Raw genomic sequence first — 24,483 nt, forward strand, 5'->3', positions numbered from 1 at the left:
ATGCCCGTGCGTCGCCTAGTATCTGGCCGCCTCGCCGCGGTGATCGGCGGTTCGTTGTCGGCCAAGCTGACGCTGTTCTACAGCACCCTGTTCGCGCTCGCCGTCGGCCTGATCCTGATCGGTGCGCAGGCCGGCATCCGGCGCAATGCCGAACGCATGATCCGCAGCGAGATGGCGGCCAGCGCGAAGGTGTTCGATCGCGTCACTGAGATGCGCTACGCCCAATTGGGCGACGCGAGTACGGTGCTCGCATCCGACTTCGGCTTTCGCAGCGCGGTCGCAACGGGCGACGCGCCGACGATCGCGTCGGCACTCGATTCGCTGCGCAATCGGCTTCGGCTCGACCAGGCGTTCTTCGTCGGCGTCGATGGCGGCATCGTCGGCTATCGCGGCAGGATCGGGGAAGAGGATGCCGAGGACCTCCTGACCGCGTTGGAGGACGGCCGGGCGCGGGGCGTGCTGCGGATTGGCGACGTCGGCCTCAACGCCGCTGCATCGGCGGTGAAGGCGCCGGTAACGGTGGGGTGGGTCGTGTTCGGCAACTTGCTCGATGCGCGCGAGATGACGCGACTGGGGCAATTGTCGTCGATCGATCTTGCGCCGCAGATCGTGCCGGCGAAGACGCTGACACCTGCGCAGCGCAGCGGTGTGACGACCGAGCAGGATGTCGACGGCAAGCGGCTATTGATCCAGGCCTCGCCGATCGCGTCATTCCGTCATGACGAGCCGCAGATGCTGGTCCTGCAACACAGTGTTACCAAAGCGCTTGCCGATTACCGGCCCATGCTCTGGCTGCTGCTCGGCTGCGGCGTCGTCGGCATCGGCTTGGCCGGAGCGGGCAGCTTCGTGCTGGCGCGTCGCATCTCTCGCCCGATCGTCGCGTTGAAGGCTGCCGCCACGCTCGCGGCAAAAGGCGACTATACGCAGGTCGCAGTGACGACCCGCGACGAACTTGGCGCGCTGGCGCTCAGCTTCAACCGCATGGTCGGCGACATCGACGCGCGTGAGCGGCAGATCACCCACATGGCGCTGCACGACGGCCTCACCGGCCTCGCCAACCGGGTCTTGCTGCGGGAATATCTTGCGACCGCGTTCGCTCGCGTCGCCAGCGGACGGCGTCAGGCGCTATTCTGCCTCGATCTTGACCAGTTCAAGGCCGTCAACGACACGCTCGGCCATCCGACCGGTGACGGACTGCTCTGCGAAATCGCCGGCCGCCTAAGCGATTTCGCTGGCGACGGGTTCGTCGCGCGGCTCGGCGGTGACGAGTTCGCACTGGTCCTGTTCGAGGATCACCGGACGTTCGACCGACTGGCGCATGAACTGATCCGCGTTGTCGCGGAGCCTTGCGTCGTCAACGACCATCGGATCGTGCCGGGCACCAGTGTCGGCATTGCCGTCCTGGGTGAGGACGGACCGGACGCGGTCGCGCTGTCCAAGAATGCCGATCTGGCTCTTTATCGTGCCAAGCACGATGGCCGCGGCGGCTATCGCTTCTTCGAGGCGGCGATGGATGCCGAGGCGCGCAAGCGCCGGCAGATGGAGATCGACTTGCACGACGCGATTGCAGGGCAACAGCTGTCGTTGATGTTCCAGCCGCTGTTCGACCTGTCGCAGACCCGTGTGTCGGCGTTCGAGGCGCTGCTGCGCTGGAACCATCCGACGCGCGGACTGGTATCGCCTGTCGACTTCATTCCGCTGGCCGAGGATACCGGCCTGATCGTGCCGATTGGTGAGTGGGTAATCCGCGAGGCGAGTCGCGTGGCACGTAGCTGGCCCGACGATGTGCGGATCGCGGTCAATGTGTCTCCGGTCCAGTTTCGCAATCCGGGGCTTGCGGCCGTGATCCTCCAGGCGCTGTCGGAAAGCGGCCTGCCGCCGCAACGGCTGGAGCTGGAAATCACCGAAAGCCTGTTCATCGACAATCCGCAGTCAACGCTCGCCTCGCTCCACAGCCTGCGCGCGCTGGGCGTCCGCGTAGCGCTCGACGATTTCGGCACTGGCTATTCCTCGCTAAGCTATCTGCGCGCCTTCCCGTTCGACAAGATCAAGATCGACCGCAGCTTCATCATCGACCTGCTGAACGGCGATGGTGCCAAGGCGATCATCAAGTCGATCACGACCCTGGCCGAGGCGCTGGGCATGGAGACGACGGCCGAGGGTGTCGAGAATATCGACCAGCTCGATATCCTTCGCGAACAGGGCTGTAGCCACATCCAGGGCTATTACTTCAGCAAGCCTATCTCAGAGACCGAGGTTCAGAATATGCTCTTTGCCCCCGACGAAACGGTTCGAATATCTGCCTGATAGCTCATTTTCTCATCTTAACGGACTGATCGCTAATGCCACTCCGCCACAAGCGCCGGGTTAGCGGCGGCATGCTATACCAGATCCGATCATTGTCGGGAGAGCCGGACGGCAGCCAGCGGAGCCGGGGCGCAGCTGCTATGTTGCCAAAATTAATGAATGGCAGAAATTCGGAAGTCGAAACGAGGCCGCGAGTGACCGCAATTGGGTCCGATCAGACCTCGGTGCGTTCGGCCAATTCCAAAGCGTCCTCAACGTCGACGCCTAAGTAGCGCGCTGTGCTGTCGATCTTGGCATGGCCGAGGAGGATCTGAACGGCGCGGAGGTTGCCGGTCGCCTTGTAGATGATCGACGCTTTCGTGCGCCGAAGTGAGTGCGTCCCGTAATCTTGAGCCGGAAGGCCGATGCCGACGACCCACTCGTGCACGAGGCGGGCATATTGCCGCGTGCTCATATGGGCCATGTAGTCGTTCCGGCTTGGAAAGACGAAGTCGTTCAAGGTTCCGCCGCGACGCTCCAGCCATGCCCGCATCGTCTTTCGTGCGGTGTCCATCAGTTCGAACTGCACCGGCCGTCTGGTCTTCTGCTGAACCACGACAGCGCGGGCTCGGACGCGCCCGCCAGAAACGACATCTCCGATCCGCACCCTGACCACATCACAACCGCGCAGCTTGCTGTCGATCGCAAAGTCGAACAGCGCTCGGTCGCGAAGTCGTTTATGCTGGTCGAGCCAGAAGCGAATGGCCCATACCTGTTGCTGTTTCAGCGCGCGCTTCGCACCAATGAGCCGGCCTTCGTTCCAAGGTCGAAGTTCGCGGAAGGCGGGATCTATCGACGAGTGACCCATTGATCATCTCCACCGAACCAGACTGCCAAATGAGCATACGAAGGCACGGTAAACCTGCGGTTTAGAGATGTGATTAATTGACCGGCGGTAGCCCGGAATTGATATGAATGAGTTTCCGAAGTTGGGGGGCAGGCAGGTGGCTTCGAACGTCCGGGTATGGGTCAATTGCTGCGGCGTGACTCCATCGGCTTGAGCAATTTGCCCTTTATGAATCTGGCGCCAGCGGCATGGTCCAATACCGAATAGTGGGCGGGCGCATGGGCCCGCCTCACATTTATTAAGACAGCGGCGGTTGCCCGTTTGACGCGGTAAGGCCGCCATCGACCGGCAGGTTCACGCCCGTCACAAAATGCGCGTCCTCGCTCGCCAGGAACGCGATCGCTCCCGAGATGTCGGCAGGCTCGGCGCCGCGGCCCATCGGGATGCGCTCTTCGAACTTGGCGATCAGCTCGGGCTGTTCCTTCATCCCCGCGGTCAGCGCGGTGTAGGTGAGCGACGGATTGACCGCATTGACGCGCACGCCGTGCCTGGCTTCGTCCATTGCCAGCGCGCGGGTGAAGTTGCTCACCGCCCCCTTCGCTGCGCAGTAGAAGCTGTGGTTCCAGTCGCCGCCCAGCCCGGACACCGATGAGACGTTGACAATGCAGCCTTTCGATTGGCGCAGATGGTGGATCGCCGCGCGGCTCATGTGAACGACGCCGTAGAGGTCGGTCTCGATCACCTTGGTGAATTCGGCGAAATCACCCTCATCGACCTTGCCCAGATGATCGACGCCGGCGTCGTTGACCAGCACGTCGATCCGACCGAAGCGATCGATCGCAGCCTGGACGAGCGCCTCGCACGCCGCGCGGTCCGACACGTCGGTTTCGCGGACCTCGACCGTACCGCCGAGCTCGCTTGCCAGCTTGTCGAGCGCGCCCTTGTCGATGTCGCCCAGCACCAACATCGCGCCTTCCTCAGCGAAGCGGCGCGCGGCGCCTTCGCCGATCCCTGAGGCGGCACCGGTGATGACGATGACCTTGTTGGAAAAGCGCGCCATCACGCAATCTCCGCCGGAACGTCGTGCTTGCCTTCGACCTTCATGATCGTCCTCTCACTATCGTCAGCACTGGCGCCCAGCTCAGGCTGGAATGTCCTGGATGTCGGCGGTGTTCGCAGGGGCAATGCCGTTCTCGCGGTGGCGGAAGTCGCTGAGTGCCTGGTAGACCTGCATGCGCGCGCGCATCACTCCGCCGAGCGGGCGATGGACCTCGAGGCTATGGGCCGGGCGGAACGTCATCACCTCGTCGAAATAGCGGACGCGGTCGGGACCATAGGCCGACTGCCGCGGCAGTCGGATCGTGGCGATGGTGCGATACGGGCTTTCGCTCGTCGGCCAGTCGACGGAAGTGTCCTCGATGGGCTGCGTCTCAGCATCGGTCCACAGCTGCGCCCGCAGCTCGAACACCGCATCCTTGCCCTCGAAGTAATTGACTGCGGCATGGCGGAAGCCATCCTCATCCTGATGCGGGTCGAGCCGCCAATCGGCGAGCGCCTGTTGGTCGGCTGCGACGGGAAAGGCCCCGATCTTCGCGACATGGTCGCCGAAGCGGACAGGGCACTGGCTGAAATATGTCTCGACCAGCGGGTGGCTGAAGGGGTGGCCGTAGAAGTCCAGCGTCGGGCTTGGACCCGCGCCGACGGCGTTCAGCACCTTGTTGATGTTGCGAGCGACAGAGGCGGCCGCGCTCTTCACCCCCTCCGGCATGGGAACCGTCAGGCCAATCTTCTTGGCTTGCGAGAGGAAGCCCGCAGCAGTCCCCGCTGGGAAGGTCGTACCGCTGGCGAGGACGAAGTCCTGCGTCGGTGCGTCATGGCCGGGCAGCTTCGCGCCATCGACGCCGAACACCTTGATCGACATGCCACGGTGGGTCGAGACGCGATCACCGAGCTTTTCACCGGGTCCTTGCGCGAAGCGGACGGCGACATCGAACGTGCCCGGCTCCGCGAATAGACCCTGAGCGAGTTCGACCGGCAACCCGGGCGCGACGGTGAGCTTGCCGATCACGCAGGCCGTGCTCTTGGCATGGCTCGCCCGTACCGCATGCCCGTCGCGCTTCTCGACCATTTGGCTTTCCTGGGTCATGCCCTGGATGATGCCGTCGATGCTCTCCTGTTCGTCGGGCTCGCGTGTTTCGATGTCGGACGAATAGCGCAGATGGGTCATGGGATGTCCGATCACTTGGCGGGCGCGAAGGAGAACAGCTGCGTCTTGATCGACGGCGGTGCGCCCGGCGTGAACCAGTTGGTGTCCTGGATATGGCTGGCGGTGACGTACATCGTCCCGTCGCGCCCTTCGGAGAAGGTGTCGGGCCAGCGCAGGCGGCGGTCAGTCAGCACCGTCTCGACGGTCGCGCCGTTCAGCCGCTTGATGGCATAGTCGGTGGGCGAGGTCAGGTAGAGCACGCCCGCCTTGCTCATCCACAGGCCGTCGGCAACGTGGGTCTGCGCGACCGTCTTCACGGCTGCCGCCCTGTCGGCCTCGCTGACGTCCGAACGCAGCTTGGCGGTGTCGATCGAATACAGCGTCTTGCCGGTCAATGCCTGGTAGTAGAGCGTCTTGCCGTCCTTGGAGATCGCGATGCCGTCAGCGGCGAAGGCAGGCTGGCGGCCATCGGGGCGGACGAGTGGCTTGCCGTCGAGCGTGACCTTCACCGTCTTGTCGATCTGGGTGGACGCGTGCCCGTCGAGTGCGCGGTGGCTCTTGCCGCTCTCCAGATCGACGACGATGATCGCGCCGCGCGTGCCGCTGTCGGTGATGTAGCCGGTCTTGCCGTCGGGCGAGAAGCGGATGTCGTTGAGGTAGGTGCCCTGCAACGCCACGTCGCCCGGAACCAGGATCGTCTTCGTCACCGTGTTCGATGCCAGATTGATGCGGACGAGCTTGGGTGCCCCTTCGAGGATTTTCTCGTTGCCGGGCGCGCCAGGATCGAGGACCCAGAGATTACCGTGGCCGTCGGGCACGATCGACTGCACGCAGACGAAATAGTCGCCGACCGGCAGCTCGTTGGCACGGGCGTTGCGCCAGCTGTTCCACTTGGCGTCGGGATAAGGACGTAGGGATCCGTCCTTCATCACCTCGGCGACCGAGATGGGCGCATCGTCGGTCCAGCGCGGGAAGTTGACGAAGCGACGGCCATCCTCGGTGACGGCGACGCCGGTCGCCTGATGATCGAATTGCGCGACTTGCGTCAGCTGCGCGCTGCGTCCCTGCGCGTGGGCCACGCCGGCTGCCGCAGCGGCAACCAGGCCGATAGCGGCGATCCCGGCGGCATAGGGGGCGGCTTTCTTCATGGACAGGTTCCTATCGGTGACATCGGTGAGTGCGGCGGGATTGCCGGCAAAGAGGGTAAGGAGGTGGCGCACAACCGCTTGCGGGTTCTCGCGCTGCGGAAAATGGCCGACCCCGGTCATGGTGATGCGCGCGAACGGGCCGGCGAATTTCGAGGGGACGTCTTCAGCGGTCGAGGGCGGATTCACGCCATCGGCATCGCCATGGATGTAGAGCGTCGGCAGCGACAAGGTCTTGGTCGCCTTGACCTTGTCCTCCAGCCAGGCGCTTCGTGGATCGGGTTCCGCTTCGTCCCAGCGTGCACGATAGCTATGGAGCGTCACGTCGACCCAGTCGAGATTGTCGAACGACCGGGCGACACGGTCGAATGTGGCCTCGTCGAACCATCCCGGTGGCGACCAGTTGACCCAATGCAGATGAGTGAACCCGCGCCGGTCTGCACGTACCGCCTCCGCCCCGCGCGCGGTTGCCATAAACCAGTGATACCATTGCCGCTGGGTCTGATCGAATGGCGGCGTCGGCATTCCGCCAAGCCGGGGCGGCGTCGACAGCATCGCCATTCGCTCGACCCGATCGGGCCACCCGACGGCCAGAGCCTCGGCGGTGTTCGATCCCCAGTCGTGCCCGGCGACCATGAAGCGGTCGATGCCGAGCGCGTCGAGCAGCGCGATCATGTCGATCGCGAGCATCGCACTGTTGCCGGTACGCAGGGCGTCGTCGTTGAGGAAGCGGGTGGCGCCGAACCCACGCAACGTCGGGACGATGACGCGGAACCCTTCCGCGGCCAGAGCAGGTGCCACCTGATCCCACGTGGATGCGTCATCCGGCCATCCGCGGCTCAAGAACACGAACAACCTCGTGCATCTGGGGACGCTGGGCACCGGCAACCACTTCATCGAACTGTGCCTCGACGAAGAGGCGCGGGTGTGGGTGATGCTGCACTCAGGCTCGCGGGGTGTCGGCAATGCGATCGGGAGCTTCTTCATCGAGCTCGCGAAGCAGGACATGCGCAAATGGCATCTGAACCTGCCCGATGAGGATCTGGCGTACTTTCCGGAAGGGACCGACCATTTCGACGATTATGTCGAGGCGGTCGGCTGGGCGCAGGACTATGCGGCGCTGAACCGGCGGATGATGATGACCAACGTCATCGCCGCCCTGCGCAAGGTCATTGCCAAGCCGTTCGAGGCGGAGCTGGAGGCGGTGAACTGCCACCACAACTATGTCACGCGCGAGAACCACTTCGGCGAGAGTATACTAGTGACCCGCAAGGGCGCGGTGCGTGCGGCCAAGGGCGTGATGGGTATCATTCCCGGATCGATGGGCGCGAAATCGTTCATCGTCCGCGGCCTGGGAAACCCGGACTCTTTCGACAGCTGCTCGCATGGTGCCGGCCGGGTCATGAGCCGCACGCAGGCGAAGAAGCTGGTGACGCTCGACGAGCATATCGCCGACACCGCCGGCGTCGAATGCCGCAAGGACGAGGGCGTGATCGACGAGACTCCCAAGGCCTATAAGCCGATCGAAGCCGTGATGGCCGCCCAGGCCGATCTGGTGGAGATCGTCCACACGCTGAAACAGGTGGTGTGCGTGAAGGGGTGAAGCCTGGAGCGTGTATCCCCATTTTATGGACTAAGAATATGTCGTTCCATCGGTTGATTTGTTCGAATTGCGGTGTGGCCTTGACCGGCGCGGTGACGCTCTTGCCGCCCAACTCTGCGGAATCGGCGGGGCTGGTGTTCGAGGATGCAGCCCCGGTAACCCCGGCCGGGACCGTTTTTGTATCGACCGAACCGATGCAATGGTCGGCCGATGGCGCGAACAAGCCGCCGCTTGAGTTCGCACCCCAGCATTGGATCAACCCGGCCGACGTCGACATGGCGGTCGAGCCGGTCGCAGATGTTCGTCGTCTGAACGGTTGCTGCGGGCTGGACGGTTCCGATGGTCCGAACATGCGCTGCCGCAATTGTGGCGTGGAGGCCGGCACGCGGCAAAGCGACTGCTGGACGTCCGACGTCTTCATCGCTGAGCCGGGCCAGACGCACTGGATAGAAGTGAACACATGATCGAGATCGACGGAGCGGAAGGCGAGGGCGGGGGACAGATCGTGCGCAATGCGTGCGCGCTGTCGCTCGTCACCGGAGAGCCTGTCCGCATCAGCAACATCCGCGCCAAGCGGTCGAAGCCGGGGCTGATGCGCCAGCATGTCACGGCAATAGAGGCGGCGTGCGCGATCGGCAGTGCGACCTGTGAAGGATTGGTCGTCGGGTCTTCCGAGCTCACCTTCCGTCCTGGCCAAGTTACGGCCGGCGACTATCGCTTTTCGGTCGGCACGGCGGGATCGACGGGGCTGGTGTTACAGACGGTGCTGATGCCGCTGCTGCTCGCAAATGGCCCGTCGCGGCTGGTGCTGGAGGGGGGCACACACAACATGCTCGCCCCCCCCCGTTCGAGTTCGTCGAGCGCTGTTTCCTACCGATCGTCCGGCGGCTGGGCGGGCAGGTCGAGGCGCGGCTGATCCGGCATGTTTCTACCCGCGCGGCGGCGGGCGGATCGAAGTGAATATCACCCCCGGTCGGCTCCGGCCGATCGAATGTACGGCGCGGGGTGACGCGCGGGGCGTGTCGGCCTGCGCCCTGTTCGCCGGGTTGCCCATGTCGATCGCCGAACGTGAGATCGCACTGGTCCGCAAGGCGCTCGACTGGTCGGAGCGCGAATGCTTCATGCGGGAACTGCCCGTCGATCAGGGGCCAGGCAACATTCTGCTGCTGGAGGCGCGGTTCGAGCATGTCACCGAGATCGTCAGCGGCTTCGCGCAACTGGGCGTGACCGCGGAGCGGGTCGCGAAGACGGCGGTAGGCCGCATGCGCGGCTATCTGGCACGCGACGCTTTTGCCGGCCCGTATCTCGCTGACCAATTGTTGCTGCCGATGGCGCTGGCGGGCGGCGGCGTGTTCACCACCGTCAGGCCAAGCGAGCATGCCCGCACGGCGGCGATGGTGATCGAGCGCTTCACCGGTCGGCGCACCCGGTTCGAGCAGCAGGCGGGAGGGGCGCATGTGGTGACGATCGCCTGACGGATTGCGAGCGTAACGATTTTCTGCTATCCAACCCGGGTCCGCACCAATGGGCGGGCCATACGGAGACATGCTGTGTTCGACCTCGCCGCCTATTGCGGTGCACGGGTCGGCGGTCTCCGGCCTTTCGCGTAAACGTCCCACGACGTTGGCGGCGGGCCGGCATCCGCCCCCGCTGCACCTCACCCATTCGACAGGAATGACGTCGACGTGCGCCATTGCGCCGTTGGCCTGAGACGCGTGGATACGACATGGACGAATTGGATATCGTCCGGGGCCTGATGCTCCGGACGGCGGGCGGGTTGCCCGCTGCGGCACCGCTCGCCAAAGCGCTGCTGGAATGGGTGGAGCCGCATCGGCCGTGGCTGCTGCCTGACGTAGAAGGCGAATGGAACTGGGAAACCCTGTTCGCCGGTCTTGCTGCTTCGCGTGTGGGACCGGTGCGGGTCGAGGCGCTCGAACTCGCGGGTACGCTGGCGCGGTTGCTGGAATTGCCGCCCGTCGACGCGGCCCTGCTGCGGCTGATGGTCGCGTGCGATCGATTGCCCCGCGTCGGTGCTCTGGCGCGCTTGCTCAGCCGCCACGGGCATGACTTGCCGCACCTCCTCGGCGAAATGGCGGGGGCCAGCGCGGAGGATGCCGAACGAGCATCACGCCGGGGAGCGATCACCCGGCTGGGCCTCGCCTGCTTCACCGCGACCCGCGAGGGGGAGGCGGATGTTGAGATTCGCTGGACCTTGCAACGTTTGCTCGACCGGGCTCCGGCGAGCGAAGAGGCGATGCTGGATACGCTGGTCGGTCAGCGGCAGATGTCCACGCTGGGTCTTGACGCCTTTGCGCATGTCGAGCCGGTCGACTTCCTCGTTCGCCTCCTGCGCGGTGCGCTGGGCGAGGGAGCGGCGGGGGTCAACATCCTGATCTACGGTCCGCCGGGTACTGGCAAGACCGAGCTCGCTCGCACGCTGGCGGCGGCAGACGCAGTGCTGCACGGTGTCGGAGAGGTGGACGAAGATGGCGAAGAGCCGCGCCGATGGGATCGCGTCGCGGCGCTGGCCCTGGCGCAGCGTTTGCTGGGCGGGCGGGGGCCTGCGGTGCTATTGTTCGACGAGATGGAGGATCTGATCGGCGACGCCAGCCCGTCCTCGGGCGGCGACTGGTTCAGCCGGCGCGAGGGCAGCAAAATCTTCGTCAACCGGTTGCTGGAGGCCAACCCGGTCCCTGTGATCTGGACGACCAACGCGATCGGCAATGTCGACGCGGCGATCCTCCGGCGGATGAGCTTCGTGCTGCGGCTCGACCTGCCATCGCGTGCGGCGGCAGACGCGATGCTCGATCGGGTGGCGCGGGAAGAGCGGGTGACGCCGGGTCCGGGCTTTGCCACCCTGCTCGACGCGGCGCCGGAAGCGGCGACCGTATTGCGGATGGCGGCGCGTGCGGGAAAGTTGGCGGGCGAGGCGGATGGCGGCACCGTCGCAGCCGAGGCACTGGTCCGCGCTTTGCGCGGCGGCACGTTGCCACCGCCCGGCCCGGCGGCGTTCGACCTCGACCTGTTCGAAACCGATCGGCCGGTCGATCGCCTGTTCACGGCGATGGCGGGCGGCGGTGCGAGTGACGTGTCGCTGCTGCTGACCGGGCCGCCCGGCACCGGCAAGACTGCCTTCGCGCATCACCTCGCGCGGGCGCTGGACCGGCCGCTGCTGGTCAAGCGTGCGTCCGACCTGCTGTCCAAATGGGTCGGCGAACCGAGGCGCAGATCGCCGATGCCTTTGCCGAGGCGCGGCGGCGCGAGGCGGTGCTGTTGTTCGACGAGGCGGACTCGCTGCTGTTCTACCGCAGTTCCGCGCGTAACAGCTGGGAAGTCGGTCAGGTCAACGAGTTGCTGACATGGCTCGATCTGCATCCACTACCTGTCGTCGCGGCGACGAACCATGAGGCTGCGCTGGATCCTGCAACATTGCGGCGGTTCGTATTCAAGTTGCGTTTAAAACCGCTCGGATTCGAGCGTGCCGCCGCAGCCTTTCAGCGGTTCTTCGGCGAGCCCGCGCCGCCTTGCCTCCGCACCTTGGAAGGGCTGACGCCCGGCGACTTCGCGGTGATCGCGCGGCAGTTACGGCACTGGCCCGTCACCGATGCGGCGGACCTGGTAGCGCGATTGCGGGCCGAGGTGGCAGCGCGGCCCGGCATGTCGGTTCGGCTGGGCTTTTGACTGGCCGATGCGTGGCCGCCGCCGGCGGCCACAGACATTTACAGAGCCATTCATCGCGGTCGGCTTTGCGATCGACCAGCGGTCGCGCTGGATGGTCGAGCTTGCGCCCTATCCGACCTATCGCGGCGTCCAAGCAAGAGTCATCGATAATCCGCCGGCCGGATTCCGTAGCGCTTCAGCTTATCGTACAAGGTATTCCGCGCGGTCCCGAGGCGGGCGAGCGTGGCCGGGATGTCGCCTGCGCAGTGGATCAGGGCGGCGCGGATGAGGCCGGCTTCGAAGTCGGCGATCTGGCTTGCGAGGTCGGCGGGCGCGTCGTCGTCGATGGGGGCGGTGGTCAGGCCATGGGCGACCCGCTGGGCGTAGCTGCGCAACTCGCGCACGTTGCCCGGCCAATCATGGGTGGAGAGGTGGATCTGAACCTCGCGGCTGATCGGCGGGGGCGCTTGGCCAATGCCGCGGGCGGCTTGATCCAGAAAGAACGCGAAGAGCAGTGGCACGTCGGCGAGACGTTCGCGCAGGGGCGGCACACGCAGCTGTACCGGGGTCAGGCGATAATAGAGGTCCTTGCGCAGCCGCCCGTCCGAGACGGCGGCCGCCAGGTCGACATTGGTCGCTGCAACGATCCGCAGGTCGAGCGTGCGCGGACGCTCGCCACCGATGGGCAACACCTCGCGTTCCTCGATCACGCGCAAAAGAGCGCCCTGGACCGACAGGGGCATGCTGCCGACTTCGTCGAGAAACAGCGTGCCGCCGTCTGCCATCTCGATCCGGCCCGGTTGACCTCCACGATATTGGGCGTGGACACCAGGCGCATAGCCGAAGAGTTCGGCTTCGGCGAAGCCCGGCGGCAGCGCGGCGCAATTGACCGCGACGAACGGCTTCGCCCGCCGCGGCCCCCAGCGATGGAGAAGCAGGGCGACCAATTCCTTGCCCGTCCCCGTCTCACCCTCGATCAGCACGTCGATGTCGGCCAGCGCGACGCGGCGCATCGTGTCGCGCAGTTCGGTCATCACCGCCGTCTCGCCGATCAGCGGGTCGCCGTCTTCGGCCTGCGCGGCCAGCGCGCGCAGGCGGCGGTTCTCCAGCACAAGGGCACGATGCTCGTTCGCACGGCGGACGCTGGCGATCAGATGATCCGCTGCGAAGGGTTTCGGGATGAAGTCGAAGACGCCGCGTTTCAGCGCGTCGAGTACCATCGGGACGTCGGCGTGGCCGGTCGTCACGATGACGGGGATGTCGGGGTCGATCGCATGGACGCGGCGGAAGAGTTCGATGCCGTCGATCCCCGGCATCCGCACGTCGGTGACGATGGTGCCGTCGAAGCCGGCGGTGATGCGCTCCAGCGCCTCCAGCGGGTCGCCGCACACGTCGACGGGCATGTCCTCCAGCTCGAACGCCTGGCGCAGCACCGTGCGCAGCGTCGCGTCGTCGTCGATCAGCAGGGTCGTCACAGCGGCTCCTTTCCGTCCCGCGGCAGGTTCACGACAAAGGCAGCCCCGCCGAGCGCACTCCGCGCGACCGACAATGTGCCGCCGTGGTCAGCGACGATCTCGCGCGATATGCCGAGGCCGAGGCCGGTTCCGCCACGCTTGCCGGTGAAGAAGGGCTGGAAGACGGTCTCCACCATGTCGGGGGCGACGCCGGGGCCGTTGTCCTCGACCGACAGGCGGATGTGGTCGCCGTCGGTCGAGGCGAGCAGTCGCACGCGTCCGCCGGGCGTGTCGGCGACGGCGTCCAGCGCGTTGGTCAGCAGATTGACCAGCACCTGTTCGATGCGGATGCGGCCGACGCGGATCGGGGGCAGGCCAGGCCCGCGATCGATGTCGAGCGTCACCCCGGCACGGCGGAAACTGTCGCCCACCAGCATCAGCGCGCCGTCGAGGATCTCGTCGAGCGGCACCTGCTTCGGCGCGCCGCGCCCGCGCCGGGCATAGGAGAGCAGCTCGCCCGTGATCGCGCCGATCCGCTGCGTCAGCCCGACGATCAGCGACAGATTTTCCGCAACCTGCTCGATCCGCCCGCGTGCCAGCAGCTTGAGGCTGTTTTCGGACGCGGTGCGGATCGCGGTCAGCGGCTGGTTGACTTCATGGGCGACGCTTGTCGTGATCGTACCGATCGAGCCGAGGCGGTTGGCCTGTGCCAGTTCCTCGCGCGCGGCGCGATACCGGCTGTCGGCGCGCGCCCGCTCGTCGCTTTCGCGTTGGAGCCGGTCATAGGCGTCGGTCAGTTCGACGGTGCGCTTGGCGACTTCGGTTTCCAGTTGCTCGCGCGCCGCCTCGATCCGTCGCCGACGTAATCCGCTCCATCCGATCAGCGCCGCGAGCCCGGTCAAGACGAGCGTCAGGATCAACGTCGCCACTCTCGTCCGGAAATCCGCCGCGGCCAGGATCGGCTGAAGCGGTTCGAGATGGAAGTGCCGCCACCCCAGCACCGGCAGCCGCTGTTCGATCACCAGATAGCGGAGGCCCCCGGCATCCCGCGCCGAGCCGTCGTCCGCGAAGCGCAATCCGGCATCGTGCAACTTGCGGTCGCCATATTGCCGGGATGCCTCCAACGCCCTGCGGCGATCGGGCGCCAGGGGCGCGATCGTACGAAAGCGCAGATCCGGTTGCGTGCCGATGACGATCACGCCGTCGCGGTCCACGACCAGCGACATTTGCGCCGCCGACCGCCATAATCGCTCGATCCGGTCGAACTCGATCTTCACGACGATGACCCCGGCCGGTGCCGCCGCCGGGCCGGCGCGGCGCGCGAGGAACAGGCCGGGCCGTCCGGTCACGCTCCCTTGCGCGAAATACTCGCTGTCGCCGCGGCGCATCGCCTCCAGGAAATAGGGCCGGAAGCGGAAGTCATAGCCGACGAAGCTGTCGGAATCGCCTGCGTTCGAGGCCGATCGCGCCGTGCCGTCGCGGTCGATGGCGTAGAACACGGTGGCGCCGGTCTGTTGGGTCAGCGCGCGCAAGGTCGCGTCCAGCCGCGCGACGGCGGTGGGCGATCGATCGACTAGCGCACCGCGAACGTCCGGCAACTCGGTGAGGACATAGGGCAGAACGCGAAACTTGCCGACGTCGGCGATCAGCGTTCCCGCCTCCAGCGTAGCGCGTCGCTCGGCCTGCTGCCGGGCCACGACGATCGCATCCCGCCGCGAGGCCGATCCGAAGACGATCGCGAAAGCCCCGGCCAGTGCAGCGATGCCGACGACCGTCAGGATCAGGCGCCATCCGCCGAATCGAACCAGCATCCTCATCCGTCCGGTGTATCGGACGGTCGGGCAATTGCCATCCGGATTTCCGGACGATTATTGAACGCTCTGTGGTAGCCGTCTTCAACTAATCTAGTATTCTCAATGCCATAGCCAAAAATCGAGCCTGTATTGCCGATGCCCCGATCCGAGTCGATCATCCTTCGCAGAAGCGCCACGCGGCACATCGCGGGCCGTCAGGAGAGGACGAACGACATGGCGACACGGCACCAGGCCCGCCTCCACTATCTGTGTACCGCCGCTGCGTTGCTGTTGCCGGCAAGCGCGCTTGCCCAGCAGACGCCGCCCGCAGCCTCGTCGCAGGATCCGGCCGCTGCTGTGCCGGCGGATCAACCGGAGCAGGACGCGGTAACGGCGGCCGAGATCATCGTCACCGGATCGCGTTCGCAGGAAGTTCGCAGCAATGTCGACACCGCCGCTCCGGTCGACGTCGTCAATTCCGAACAGCTCGCCGAAACCGGTCAGGTCGAAGTGGCGCAGATGGTCAACTTCGTAGCGCCGTCGTTCAATTCGGCCAAGCAGACGATTGCCAACGGCACCGACCATATCGACCCCGCGACGCTGCGCGGCCTGGGGCCGGACCAGACGCTGTTGCTGCTGAACGGCAAGCGCCAGCACACCACCGCGCTGGTGAACGTCAATTCCACGGTCGGCCGCGGATCGGTCGGCTATGACATGAACGCCATCCCCGCCGCGGCGATCGAGCGGATCGAGGTGCTGCGCGACGGTGCGGCCGCGCAATATGGATCGGACGCCATCGCCGGCGTCATCAACATCGGGCTGAAGCGCCGCGACCACGGCATCGAATGGCGCAACCAGGCCGGCATCACCAAGCAGGGCGACGGCAAGCTGTTGCAGTCGAGCGTCAACGCCGGCTTCAAGCTGGGCGACGGTTTCATCAACGCGACGCTGGCCTTCATCAGCCGCGGCTACACCGATCGGTCGGGCGAATATAACAACACCGTCTACCTGGCGCCGCTGCCCGCCACGCGCTTCCCGGGCTACAGCTTCTCGGTGCCGCTGACCGCCGCCGAAACGACCCGCCAGCAACAGGATCAGGCGATCGTGCAACAGCGCGGATTCGACCGGTTCAACATGATCGTCGGCAATTCGCAGGCGAAGACCTATTCGGCCTTCGTCAACACCGGCGCGCCGATGGGCGACTGGGAGAGCTATGGCTTTGCCGGCTGGACCCACCGCGACGGCCGCGCGGCGGGCTTCTATCGCTATCCGAACAATCCGAGGACCAGCAACCTGAACCTGTTCCCCGACGGCTATCTTCCGTTCATTGAAACGGGGATCGACGACTATACGGTCGCCGGGGGTATCAGGCGCGGCGGCAAGGGCGAGCTGGTCGTCGACATCAGCAGCAAGTTCGGCGGCAACGAGATCAGCTTCGACGTCGACAATTCGATCAACGCGTCGATGGGCGACCGCACGCCCACGCACTTCTACGCCGGCAAGCTGAAATTCCAGCAATTCACCAACAACATCGACCTGTCGAAGGGGTTCGAGGGGCTGCTGGGTACCCGCACGTTCAACGTCGCCGGCGGCGTCGAGCTGCGCTTCGACAAATATGGCATCGGCGAGGGGCAGCCCGAGTCCTATCTGGACTACAACCCGCCGGGGACCGCGGCGGCGAACGTCAAGGCGTCGGGCGTACAGGTCTTCGGCGGCTTCCGCCCCGAAAACGCGACCAGCCAGACACGCCGCGCCCTGGGCGTCTACCTCGACCTCGAATCCGACGTCACCGACCGGCTGTTGCTCAGCACCGCCGTCCGCTACGAAAACTACAGCGACTTCGGCGGCAATGTGTCGGGCAAGTTCGTCGGCCGCTACAAGCTGACCGAGACGCTGGCGTTACGTGGCGGCATCAACCGCGGCTTCCGCGCACCGTCGCTGCACCAGAGCTTCTTCAGTTCGGTGTCGACCCAGTTCATCACCGTGAACGGCGTGAACCAACAGCGCGAAGTGAACACGGTGCGCAACGATTCCGACATTGCGCGGCGCCTGGGCGTGCCGACGCTGAAGCCGGAGACGTCGTGGAGCTATTCGGCGGGCGCCACGCTGACGCTGGGCCGCGCGCTCAACCTGACGGTCGATGCCTATCAGATCGATATCAAGGACCGCATCGTCATCTCCGGGCGGTTCAGCAACACCATCCCGGCGCTGGCGCAGTTCTTCGCCGGCACCAACGTGACCGAGGCGCAGTTCTTCACCAATGCGATCGACACCCGCACCCGCGGTCTGGATGCGGTGGCGACCAGCATCTTCGACGTCGGCCCCGGCAAGATGACCGCGACGCTGGCGATGAACCTGAACAAGACCGATATCCGCGGGCCGGTGCGCACGCCGACGCAGCTGTCGGGCTTCGGTGAGACGCTGCTCAACCGCGAGGAGCGCGGGCGGATCGAGGTCAACCAGCCACGCAGCAAGTTCATCGGCACGCTGACCTATGAAACCGGCCCGTGGCTCGGCCGGATCGCGGCGACCCGCTTCGGCGAGATCACGACCGTGGCGCCGCAACTGCCCGAACAGGACCAGACCTTCTCGCCGAAGGTCGTGACCGATATCTCGCTCGCCTACCGCCTGTCGGAGGCGGTCGAGTTCCAGGTCGGGGCGAACAATGTGTTCGACGTCTATCCCGACCGGGTCGCCGATCCGCGCCTGACCAACGACGGCACCGTGCCGTACAGCCGGTTCGCGACGCAGTTCGGTTTCAACGGGGCATCCTATTTCGCTGCAGCCAACTTCAAATTCTGAAGGAACCGGCGATGTCCCTGTCCCCAACGATCGATCGGCAATTTCGCATGAGTACACCCGACACAGCCCCCGCCCCCCTGACGCGGGACCGGTTGAAGGCCATCATCGGCGGATCGACCGGCAATCTGGTCGAATGGTACGACTGGTATGCCTATGCGGCGTTCACGCTCTATTTCGCGCCGCATTTCTTCCCGTCGGGCAATCCGACCGCCCAGCTGCTCGGGGCCGCCGCAGTGTTCGCGGTCGGCTTCTTCATGCGGCCGCTGGGCGCGTGGATCATGGGCATCTATGCCGATCGCAAGGGGCGCAAGAGCGGCCTGGCGCTGTCGGTCACGCTGATGTGCGCGGGATCACTGCTGATCGCGATCGCTCCGACCTATGAGACGGCCGGGCTGATCGCCCCGGCGATCCTGGTCCTCGCGCGGTTGATGCAGGGCCTGTCGGTCGGTGGCGAATATGGCGCGAGCGCCACCTATCTGTCCGAAATGGCAGGCAAGAACCGGCGCGGGTTCTTCTCGTCCTTCCAATATGTCACGCTGATTGGCGGCCAGCTGACTGCGATCGGCGTGCTGCTGCTGCTCCAGGCGACCATGTCGGAAGCGGCGCTGGAGGCGTGGGGCTGGCGTATCCCGTTCGCGATCGGTGCGGTGCTGGCGTTGGTCGTGTTCTGGATCCGCCGCGGCCTTGCCGAAACCGAAAGCTTCAAGAACGCCAAGGACAGCGGCGCACCGAAATCGGGAATGCTCGCGCTGTTCAAGCATCATCCGCGCGAAGCCATCACGGTCATGCTGCTGACCGCCGGTGGTACGCTCGCCTTCTACGCCTATTCGATTTACATGCAGAAATTCCTGGTCAACACGACCGGCCTCAGCCGCGAAGTCGCTTCGCAGATTAACGGCGGCACCCTGTTCATCTTCATGTTGCTCCAGCCGGTCGCGGGGGCGCTCAGCGACCGGATCGGGCGCAAGCCGCTGCTGATCGGGTTCGGCGTCCTGGGCGTACTGTGCACCTATCCGCTGTTCGCCACGCTGGAGACGACGCGCGATCCGACGACCGCCTTCTTCCTGGTGCTCGGCGGCCTGATCATCGTCACCGGCTACACGTCGATCAACGCGGTGGTGAAGGCCGAGCTGTTCCCCGCGCATATCCGCGCGCTGGGCGTTGCGCTGCCCTATGCGCTCGCCAACACCATCTTCGGCGGCACGGCCGAATATGTCGCGCTCACTTTCAAGAACGCCGGCTGGGAGCGGGGCTTCTATTGGTACGTGACCGCGATGATCGCGATCTCGCTCGTGATCTACATCCGCATGAAGGACACCCGCACCAACAGCGCGATCGTGGAGGATTGAGCAATGGATCGCCACCGCCGCAAATCCCGCGAGCTGCCGATGGCGACCATATCGCCCGACGAGTTCGCCCAATATCGTCGCTACTTACCCGCAGTCACCAAGGCGGGGGTGATGGCGACGTACCACATCAGCCAGCATAGCTGGTACAAGCTACGCGACGGGAAACCGGTGAAGATTTCGGTGCTGGCCACCCTCAGGCGACGCTTTGCCGTCGTGACCGGAGTGGCGGGCTAGGACGTTCGAACGACCGCCTAGGCCGCGGCGCACAGGAGGGGGGCGGCGAACGGTCAGCGCGCCGCCCGGGCGGCGAGGGTTTCCCGCACGCGCGCCAAGGCTGCCGCCTCCGGGGCAGCTTCGCCCATCAAGGCCCAGGCGCCGCTGATCGCGAAGGCGCAGTGACCGTGGACCGTCGCGATCAGGGACCGTGCCAGGGTCGCGAGATTGTCGTCGACCGGGTGGCCGACGGCATACGCGATCTCCTCGACGACGATGCGGGTCAGCAGGCTGCGGCCGGTCTCGTCCGCCTCGGTCAGGCCGCTGTCGGGGGGCAGGCGGTGGTCGAAGATCGCGGTCCAGAGGTGCGGATACTCGCGCGCGAATCCGAAATATCCCTCGACCAGCACCGCGATCCGATCACCGTCCGGTCCGGCGGCCTCCAGCCGTTCGCGTAAGGACTCCGCCCAGGCGGCGAAGCTGCGCGTGTTGATCGCGGCGATCAGGCGGTCGGCCGTGCCGAAGACATTGTGGATCGTGCCAATCGAATAGCCGATCCGCCGCGCCACCTCGCGCGCGGAGAAACCGCCCAGTCCGGATTCGGCGATCAGCGCCGACCCTGTCGCCAGGATCAACTCCTCGAGTTCGGCGCGACTGTGGTCGGATCGACGGCCCATAGGACAGGCGTAGGTCAATAATTGAGCATTGTCCAATTTATATATTGAGCACTGCTTTATTTATGATAATGTCGTGCCGAATCGAGGAGGTGGGCGATGTCGCTGCTGCTGCTGATCATCGGATGCGTGGCTGGGGGGCTGCTGTGGCAGGAGGTGCGGCGGCTGCGCGAGTGGGTCGAAATGCTGGAAGCCTACGCCGTTGTGCAAACGGTCCCGGCGGAAGTGGATGTCCCCCGAACCGCCTGTATCCCGCCCGAGCCGTAGCCGGCCGTTCATCGCTTGGTGGAGCCGATTGCCCAGCCGGTAATCCAGCCGCCGACGCGACAAAATCATGTCATCACGCTCTAAGTCTTGATCGCTATTGCCCGGTAGAAAAGGGGGGCTCCGTCCATGTCCGCACCAGACCTGTCGCTGCTCGGCAAGCGCCGCTTCGCACCGTTGTTCGTCGTCCAGTTCCTGGGTGCCTTCAACGACAATCTACTGAAGTTCGCGATGATCTTCCTCGCTAACTTCACAATCTATGCCGCGACACCTGAAAAGGTGGAGGTGCTGGCGACCATCGCCACCGGCCTGTTCATCCTGCCCTATTTCCTGTTCTCGGGCCTTGCAGGGCAACTGGCCGACAAATGGGACAAGGCGGTGCTGGTCCGTGCGGTAAAGGCCGCCGAAATCGGTATCATGGTGCTGGCGCTCTGCGGCTTCTGGTTCCAGTCGGTGCCGGTGCTGCTCGCCTGCCTGTTCCTGATGGGCGTGCATTCGACGATCTTCGGACCGATCAAATATTCGATCCTGCCGCAGCATCTGGGCCGGCACGAATTGATGGGCGGGACCGGGCTGATTGAGGCGGGGACGTTTCTAGCGATTTTGGCCGGGCAGTTGCTTGGCGGTGTTATCCCGGCGTGGGAGGCGGGGTTGGTGGCGGTGGCCGTGGCGGCGGTCGGCTTCGTCGCCAGCCTGGCGGTGCCGGGCGCGCCGGCGGCGGCACCCGGCCTCGTCATCCAGCGCAATGTGTGGCGCAGCACGGTCGAGATCCTGTCGGTCGCGCGGTCCGGACGCGGCGTATGGCTGGCGATCCTCGGGATCAGCTGGTTCTTCTCCGTCGGCGCGATCCTGCTGTCGGAATTTGCGCCGCTGGTCAGCGGAACGCTTGGCGCGGATGCGAGCGTGGTGACATTGTTTCTGCTCGTCTTTTCCGTGTCGGTCGCCGTCGGATCGCTGGTCGTCAACAGGCTGCTCGGGGGCGAGGTGTCGGCCCGCTACGTGCCCGCCGCGGCGCTGGGCATGGCTGCGTCCCTGATCGCACTGTGGGTCGCAACGCGCAGCTTTACGATAGCGACGCCGAAGGCCGATGTTCCAGCATTCCTGGCGAGTGCCGGTAGCTGGCCGATCCTGGCTAGTCTGGTCGGCCTGGCCTTCTCGGGCGGCGTGTTCATCGTGCCCCTCTACGCGATCCTTCAGGTGCACAGCGATCCGGCACAGCGGTCGCGCGTCATCGCGGCGAACAACATCGTCAACGCATTGGTGACCGTGGCGATGGTCGTTGTGGTGACGGCGCTGCTGGCGCTCGGAACCAGTGTGCCGGGGATCATCGGCACGATGGGTTTCGCCACGCTCGCGATCGCGTTGATCTCGTGCTGGTTGCTGCCGGAAACGGTGTTCAAGGCGCTGGTCCGCGCGCTGCTGATGCTGTTCTACCGCGTCGACGTGCACGGGACGGAGAACATGCCGCAGCCGGGCGAGCGGGCGGTGGTCGTGGTCAACCACGTCTCGTTCCTCGACGGACTGCTGCTCGCCGCCTTCCTGCCGGGCAGGCCGACCTTCGCTGTCGCCACGCGCATTGCGCGCGCCTGGTGGGTGCAGCCGTTCCTGGGCATGTTCGACGCCTTCCCTGTCGATCCGACCAATCCGATGGCCGCGAAGGCGATGGTCAAGGCGGTGCGCGAGGGGCGCACGCTGGTGATCTTCCCGGAAGGCCGCATCACCGTCACCGGCGCGCTAATGAAGGTGTTCGACGGTCCCGGCATGGTCGCCGACAAGGCGGATGCGCCGATCATCCCGGTGCGGATCGCAGGCGCGCAGTTCACGCGCTTTTCGCGCCTGAAGGGCAAGGTGCGGCTGCGCGCTTTTCCGAAGATCGACCTCACCATCCTGCCGCCCCAGCGGTTCCAGGTGGAAGGCGAGACCGCGCGCCAGCGGCGGGCGGCGGCGGGCGCGAAACTGTACGACGTGATGAGCGACATGATCTTCGCGACGTCGGATACCGACCGCACGCTGTATCAGGCGCTGATTGATGCCAAGGATGTGCACGGCGCTGCACGTCCGGTCGTCGAGGATGTGAAGCGCGAGCCCATGAGCTACGGGCGGCTGCTGACCGGCAGCATCGCGCTGGGGCGCCCCTTCGCGGCGTTGACCCGTCCGGGGGAGGCGGTCGGGCTGCTGCTGCCCAACGTCAACGCGGTGGTGGCGAGCTTCTTCGCGCTGCAAGGCATCGGCCGGGTGCCGGCGATGCTTAACTATACGGCGGGCCTCGCCAATCTGAAGGCGGCGTGCACGGCCGCCGAGGTGCGTACGATCATCACCGCGCGCGCCTTTGTCGAGCAGGCGAAGCTGGGCGAGGTGCTCGCCGGGCTGGAAGGCGCAGGCGTCGCCATCGTCTATCTGGAGGATGTAGGGGCAGCTATCGGCGCGTTCGCAAAGCTGCGGGCACTGATCACCACCCGCTGGGCGGGGCGGCTGCATCGCCGTCACGGCGTGTCCCCCGAAGCGCCGGCCGTCATCCTGTTCACCAGCGGATCGGAAGGTTTACCGAAGGGCGTGGTGTTGACGCACCGCAACCTGCTGTCCAACTGCCTCCAGCTCTCGGCACGGATCGACTTCAATTCGGCCGATGTGGTGCTGAATGCTCTGCCGGTGTTCCACAGCTTCGGGCTGACCGGCGGTACGCTGCTGCCGATCCTGTCGGGGGTGAAGACATTGCTCTATCCCAGCCCGCTGCATTACCGGATCGTCCCGGCGCTGGCCTATGATGCCAATGCGACGATCCTGTTCGGCACCGACACCTTCCTGTCCGGCTATGCGCGGATGGCGCACGGGTACGACTTCTACTCTCTGCGGTATATCTTCGCCGGTGCCGAGCGGGTGCGCGACGAGACGCGGCGGACCTATGCGGAGAAGTTCGGCCTGCGCATCCTCGAAGGCTATGGCGCGACCGAGGCGGCGCCGGTGATCGCGGTCAACACGCCGATGCACTTCCGAGCCGGCAGCGTCGGACGGCTGCTGCCGGGCGTGGAGGCGAAAGTCCATCCGGTGCCGGGAATCGAAGAGGGCGGGCGGCTGTCGATCCGCGGACCGAACATCATGGCGGGCTATCTGAAGGCCGACGCCCCCGGCGTCCTGCAACCGCCGGAGGGTGGATGGCATGACAGCGGCGACATCGTGACCATCGACGACGCCGGCTTCGTGACGATCAGGGGGCGCGCCAAGCGCTTCGCCAAGATCGGCGGCGAGATGGTGTCCCTGCCGGCGGTCGAGGGCTATGCCGCGACTTTGTGGCCGGGTGCCGAGCATGCGGTGGTGACGCGGCCGGACGCGCGCAAGGGCGAGCAGCTGGTGCTGTTCACCACTCAGGCGGGGGCGACCGCAGGTGCGCTTCAGCAATGGGCGCGCGGCAATGGCATCGCGGAATTGTCGGTTCCCAAGGACGTGCGGGTGGTCGATGCGCTGCCGGTGCTGGGCACAGGCAAGCTTGACTATGTCACCATGACCGAGCGGGCCTCCGAAGCCTCGAGAGCCGTGACCGAGGAAGAGGACGCCTGACACGGATCGACGGCCCGGGGGCCGAATTGCGGCCATGACGGACCGAGTGGCGCCCGCCGACGTTGAGCGCGGCAGAGGTGGACATGAACGTAGATGATGAGCGCTGGATGCGGCGCGCGATCGAGGTGGCCCGGTCCAAAGGGTCCGACCCCGCGGACTCGCCGCTGGGATCAGTGATCGTGCTCGATGGACGGGAGATCGCGGCCGAGCGCAACCAGACCGAGGAGCTGCCCGATGCGACCGCGCACGCCGAGATGATGGCAATCCGCCGCGCGTGCGAGGCGATCGGCGAGATGGAGCTGCGCGGCGCGACGCTCTATTCGACGCTCCAGCCGTGCGGGATGTGCACGATGGCGTCGATCTGGTCGAAGGTCGGGCGCGTCGTTTACGGCGCAGGGCGCGACGACGTGCACGAGATGTATTTCGAGGCGCGGCATGTCGACACGCTGGCCTTCATCGCCGATGCCTATCGCGACGACGTGGTTATCGAGGGTGGCTGCCTGCGCGAAGAATGCGCCAGTCTCTACTATCCGCCGGATGCGGATTTGCCGCCGCAGGAGCAGGCGAACCTGTGACCGCTGCGGCAGGGCGACAATCGCGAAAGGGCGTGCTGACAGTCCTTTCGATCCATC

Annotated in this window: 18 protein-coding genes and 1 pseudogene; 12 read left to right on the plus strand and 7 right to left on the minus strand. The window is 65.7% G+C overall.

The annotated features are described in order from the left end of the window. The first annotated feature begins 6 nt into the window (after positions 1-6). Positions 7-2,307 carry a putative bifunctional diguanylate cyclase/phosphodiesterase gene (locus ACFSC3_RS11980; protein WP_380940669.1) on the plus strand — a complete coding sequence of 767 codons (2,301 nt, stop codon included), beginning with the start codon at positions 7-9 and terminating at the stop codon, positions 2,305-2,307. Between the two features lie 214 nt (positions 2,308-2,521). On the opposite strand, the gene ACFSC3_RS11985 is transcribed toward ACFSC3_RS11980, so the two are convergent. From ACFSC3_RS11985 to ACFSC3_RS12000, 4 genes are all read right to left on the minus strand, one after another. After that, a complete protein-coding gene (locus tag ACFSC3_RS11985) occupies positions 2,522-3,154 on the minus strand; it encodes a tyrosine-type recombinase/integrase (protein WP_380940670.1) in 633 nt (210 codons plus the stop codon). Between the two features lie 277 nt (positions 3,155-3,431). Continuing rightward, positions 3,432-4,193, minus strand: coding sequence for a meso-2,3-butanediol dehydrogenase (budC, locus tag ACFSC3_RS11990; protein ID WP_380940671.1), 762 nt, complete (start codon positions 4,191-4,193; stop codon positions 3,432-3,434). A gap of 81 nt (positions 4,194-4,274) precedes the next feature. Further along, positions 4,275-5,360 carry a catalase family protein gene (locus ACFSC3_RS11995; protein WP_380940672.1) on the minus strand — a complete coding sequence of 362 codons (1,086 nt, stop codon included), beginning with the start codon at positions 5,358-5,360 and terminating at the stop codon, positions 4,275-4,277. 11 nt (positions 5,361-5,371) lie between these two features. After that, complete coding sequence (locus ACFSC3_RS12000) at positions 5,372-7,285, minus strand: L-dopachrome tautomerase-related protein (RefSeq protein WP_380940673.1); 1,914 nt, start codon at positions 7,283-7,285, stop codon at positions 5,372-5,374. Between the two features lie 10 nt (positions 7,286-7,295). Between ACFSC3_RS12000 and ACFSC3_RS12005 the strand changes: the two genes are divergently transcribed. The 5 genes and pseudogenes from ACFSC3_RS12005 to ACFSC3_RS12025 all read left to right on the plus strand — a co-directional run bounded on the left by ACFSC3_RS12005 (position 7,296) and on the right by ACFSC3_RS12025 (position 11,768). Then, positions 7,296-8,087 carry an RtcB family protein gene (locus tag ACFSC3_RS12005; protein ID WP_380940674.1) on the plus strand — a complete coding sequence of 264 codons (792 nt, stop codon included), beginning with the start codon at positions 7,296-7,298 and terminating at the stop codon, positions 8,085-8,087. A gap of 38 nt (positions 8,088-8,125) precedes the next feature. Then, positions 8,126-8,551: a hypothetical protein gene (locus ACFSC3_RS12010; RefSeq protein ID WP_380940675.1), complete on the plus strand. Its 426-nt coding sequence runs from the start codon at positions 8,126-8,128 to the stop codon at positions 8,549-8,551. Next, positions 8,548-9,003, plus strand: coding sequence for an RNA 3'-terminal phosphate cyclase (locus ACFSC3_RS12015; RefSeq protein ID WP_380940676.1), 456 nt, complete (start codon positions 8,548-8,550; stop codon positions 9,001-9,003). The genes ACFSC3_RS12010 and ACFSC3_RS12015 overlap by 4 nt, the downstream gene beginning before the upstream one ends. A 40-nt stretch (positions 9,004-9,043) precedes the next feature. Further along, positions 9,044-9,562: an RNA 3'-terminal phosphate cyclase gene (locus tag ACFSC3_RS12020; RefSeq protein WP_380940677.1), complete on the plus strand. Its 519-nt coding sequence runs from the start codon at positions 9,044-9,046 to the stop codon at positions 9,560-9,562. 809 nt (positions 9,563-10,371) lie between these two features. Further along, positions 10,372-11,768 (plus strand): annotated as a pseudogene (locus ACFSC3_RS12025) (AAA family ATPase). A gap of 140 nt (positions 11,769-11,908) precedes the next feature. Here the strand turns inward: ACFSC3_RS12025 and ACFSC3_RS12030 are convergent. Beyond that, positions 11,909-13,222 (minus strand): sigma-54-dependent transcriptional regulator, encoded by a 1,314-nt coding sequence (locus tag ACFSC3_RS12030; protein ID WP_380940678.1) that lies wholly within the window; start codon positions 13,220-13,222, stop codon positions 11,909-11,911. Beyond that, positions 13,219-15,018: a sensor histidine kinase gene (locus ACFSC3_RS12035; RefSeq protein WP_380940679.1), complete on the minus strand. Its 1,800-nt coding sequence runs from the start codon at positions 15,016-15,018 to the stop codon at positions 13,219-13,221. Before ACFSC3_RS12035 ends, ACFSC3_RS12030 begins: the two co-directional genes overlap by 4 nt. A gap of 210 nt (positions 15,019-15,228) precedes the next feature. On the opposite strand from ACFSC3_RS12035, the gene ACFSC3_RS12040 reads away from it, so the two are divergent. The 3 genes from ACFSC3_RS12040 to ACFSC3_RS12050 are packed head-to-tail and all read left to right on the plus strand — an operon-like array spanning position 15,229 to position 19,379. Beyond that, entirely contained in the window at positions 15,229-17,796 is a 2,568-nt protein-coding gene (locus ACFSC3_RS12040) for a TonB-dependent receptor plug domain-containing protein (protein WP_380940680.1), read from the plus strand. Between the two features lie 47 nt (positions 17,797-17,843). Further along, the gene (locus ACFSC3_RS12045; RefSeq protein ID WP_380940681.1) at positions 17,844-19,145 is read left to right on the plus strand and encodes an MFS transporter; all 1,302 of its coding nucleotides are present in this window, start codon (positions 17,844-17,846) and stop codon (positions 19,143-19,145) included. A 3-nt stretch (positions 19,146-19,148) separates the two neighbouring features. Then, positions 19,149-19,379, plus strand: coding sequence for a hypothetical protein (locus ACFSC3_RS12050; protein ID WP_380940682.1), 231 nt, complete (start codon positions 19,149-19,151; stop codon positions 19,377-19,379). Positions 19,380-19,432: 53 nt separating this feature from the next. Here the strand turns inward: ACFSC3_RS12050 and ACFSC3_RS12055 are convergent, their stop codons facing one another. Continuing rightward, a complete protein-coding gene (locus ACFSC3_RS12055; protein ID WP_380940683.1) occupies positions 19,433-20,035 on the minus strand; it encodes a TetR/AcrR family transcriptional regulator in 603 nt (200 codons plus the stop codon). A gap of 96 nt (positions 20,036-20,131) precedes the next feature. Between ACFSC3_RS12055 and ACFSC3_RS12060 the strand changes: the two genes are divergently transcribed. The 3 genes from ACFSC3_RS12060 to ACFSC3_RS12070 all read left to right on the plus strand — a co-directional run bounded on the left by ACFSC3_RS12060 (position 20,132) and on the right by ACFSC3_RS12070 (position 24,426). After that, positions 20,132-20,299 (plus strand): hypothetical protein, encoded by a 168-nt coding sequence (locus ACFSC3_RS12060; RefSeq protein WP_380940684.1) that lies wholly within the window; start codon positions 20,132-20,134, stop codon positions 20,297-20,299. Positions 20,300-20,425: 126 nt separating this feature from the next. Continuing rightward, the gene (locus tag ACFSC3_RS12065) at positions 20,426-23,851 is read left to right on the plus strand and encodes an acyl-[ACP]--phospholipid O-acyltransferase (RefSeq protein ID WP_380940685.1); all 3,426 of its coding nucleotides are present in this window, start codon (positions 20,426-20,428) and stop codon (positions 23,849-23,851) included. 83 nt (positions 23,852-23,934) lie between these two features. Then, positions 23,935-24,426 carry a nucleoside deaminase gene (locus tag ACFSC3_RS12070; RefSeq protein ID WP_380940686.1) on the plus strand — a complete coding sequence of 164 codons (492 nt, stop codon included), beginning with the start codon at positions 23,935-23,937 and terminating at the stop codon, positions 24,424-24,426. The last annotated feature ends 57 nt before the right edge of the window (positions 24,427-24,483 follow it).

It is taken from the genome of Sphingomonas floccifaciens (assembly GCF_042681125.1).
GTDB lineage: Bacteria > Pseudomonadota > Alphaproteobacteria > Sphingomonadales > Sphingomonadaceae > Sphingomonas > Sphingomonas floccifaciens.